Here is a 2470-nt window from a genome sequence, read left to right as displayed (position 1 = left end):
GCGGTCCGTCACGCGGCTGTAATACCCCTTACAAAATTCGTAGGCGAGGTTCGGATTGGCGACGGGGTAACAGAGGCGAGCAAGGTACTGGCGGTCGTAGCTCACGATGTCGCAGTCATGCAGGGCGATGACTTGGCTTTGCCCCCGGGCCAGCACATAGCCGTAGGCCGTCCAACACCCGCGTCCTTTCCCCTGGTGTCCGATGTCGATCTCATGCGAGACCAAGGTGTTCAACAGCGCCTGGATCCTGGTCCCGTCGTTCCAGACGACACGGACTCGTTGAGGGAGCTGAGCAAAGAATTGCTTGGCCAGCCGGAATTCCAGCGCAGAGGCCTGATCCAAAGAAATGACGATCTCATTGATATAGCGAACCTCACCCAGGATTTCCACGATGCGCTTGAGGGCGGGACGTTCCAGTTCCGAATACAGTGAGGGGAGGACCAGAGCGATCGGCGTCGTTTTCGCATACCGCTCGAGCTCGTGCTCCAGCTGCTCAGTGTTGGGCTGACCGAGACGGTGGAGAACGGTCACGACCCCATTTTGATAAAAATCAGACACGATGACCTCTCTACGGATCGCGGAGTATTGCTGAACGTCGATCCCGCGTAAAACCGGGGGAGCGAAAAGATGCGGATGCTTCTCAGCCGATTCTACGCTGAAGAATGCAGGGGATGTGCCATTACTGAGTATAACGAAAGGCTAAGACTCTTGTCACTTCGTGCCGGGGATTTGCTCGAATTCTGAGAAAATGTCTCGCAGAGGTGTAGGGAAAAGCAGGCAGGTGTGGATGGTTTCCCCTATGGCTTATCCGTCGACAGCTTCTTCCCCAGCCGCCTCGCCAATCGCAGCATGCCGGGCGATCGATCGCTGGGGCTGAGGAGTACGTTCAGGACATGAAGCTGGCTGTGATCGGCAAAGGCAGCGGCAAGGTTCTGTTCAAATTCCCGCTGCGTGCTGACGCGCGAGCCTCTTCCGCCTCCGATCAGGTCGCATACTTTGTCATACTGCCATTCGTGCACATCGTTAAAGGGGCCTTCCAAGATCTCTCGCTCCGTCGAATAGCCTCGATTATTCAAAATAATGACAATCGGAGCTTGCCCGTAGCGCACGCAGCTGGCCAACTCAGTCCCGGTCATTTGAAAGGCTCCGTCTCCCACCAGGACGATGGGCCGCAGACTCGGGTCGGCGAACGATGCGCCTAAGGCGGCAGGTACGGCAAAGCCCATCGAGGTGTAGTAGGCCGGCGACAGAAACTCAAACCGGTGGCGCACATGCAAATCCGCAGCGGCGAAGAGCGATTCACCCACATCCGCAATCACGACCGTCTTTTCAGTCAAGACTGTATCAAGATGACGGAAGAGTCCGCCTAATGTTACTGGTGCATCCAGGTCTGGTGTCGCCGGTTCTGGAATGGCTTGAACTGGGAACAGCCGCTGGGAATGAGAAAAGGAGGGCAGTGGAGATTTCACAAGACCTTGGACAAAGTCCTGGAATTTAATCGATTCGTACCGATGGTGTTTGATAGCCACACGGTCGGCTGTGGCATGGATGGTACGGCCTTCCGACAGTAAGGGCGAGGTGGCATCCAGATCCTCCACATCAGACAGAATAGATCCCAGGATCAACAGGCAGTCGGAGTCGTTCATGAACTGCTGGACTTCCTCCCGACCAATGAGCCCCCCATACACCCCGACATAGAGTGGATGGTCTTCACGAATGATCGATTTACCAAGCAATGTTGAGGCAATGGGAATGTTGAGTCGCTCCACTAAGCGAGCGAGATCGTCCTGGAGCCCGAAGCGGCCGACCTCCGCGCCAACCAGCATGGACGGCTTCTTGGCCGAGGCGAGCATGAGTCGTACTTCACTGATCGCTTCTTCGAGAGCAGCCGGGTCACTCGGTGTATCCTCAATGCAGATCGGTTTCAGGCCACCCATAAGGGGACAGTGGACCATGTCTCTGGGGATTTCGATATAGATCGGACGGCGGTAGCGAAGCAGGGCGGCAAAGGCCCGATCCATCTCGCGTTCGGCGGTTAACGGATCATCCAACGTCACTGCGGCCACGGTCATCCGCTCGAAGACTTCTCGTTGCGTGGAAAAATCTCGAACCATGTGATGCAAATAGGGAGTGCGAGTTCGTTCAGACAGGCCAGGAGATCCGGTCAAGAGAATCACCGGCGAGCGTTCCGCATAGGCGCAGGCAATCGCGTTGACGGTATTGAGACCGCCGACGCAGTAGGTCACACAGACGGCTCCAATGCCGTTGATGCGAGCATAGGCGTCTGCCGCAAAACCGGCACAATCCTCCCTGGTCGTTCCGACGTGTGTGATCGGCGAGGCCTCGATCAATTGATAGAGGGACAGGACATAGTCGCCCGGAATGCCGAAAATATGGCGAACGCCCAGGCGATGCAGGCGATCCAACACAGCGGAACCAATGGTAGCTTTGTCGCCCATTCTTCTTTATC

At 56.4% G+C, this 2470-nt stretch carries 2 protein-coding genes; both read right to left on the bottom strand.

The features are described 5' to 3' along the window. Positions 1-558 (bottom strand): glycosyl transferase (locus HZB34_14635; GenBank protein ID MBI5317197.1); only part of this gene is annotated, 558 nt, incomplete at its 3' end. A 239-nt stretch (positions 559-797) separates the two neighbouring features. Next, positions 798-2459: an alpha-keto acid decarboxylase family protein gene (locus HZB34_14630; GenBank protein MBI5317196.1), complete on the bottom strand. Its 1662-nt coding sequence runs from the start codon at positions 2457-2459 to the stop codon at positions 798-800. Between the last annotated feature and the right edge of the window lie 11 nt (positions 2460-2470).

Source organism: Nitrospirota bacterium, from assembly GCA_016219645.1.
Lineage (GTDB): Bacteria > Nitrospirota > Nitrospiria > Nitrospirales > Nitrospiraceae > Palsa-1315.
This window is presented reverse-complemented; position numbering and strand designations above follow the sequence as displayed.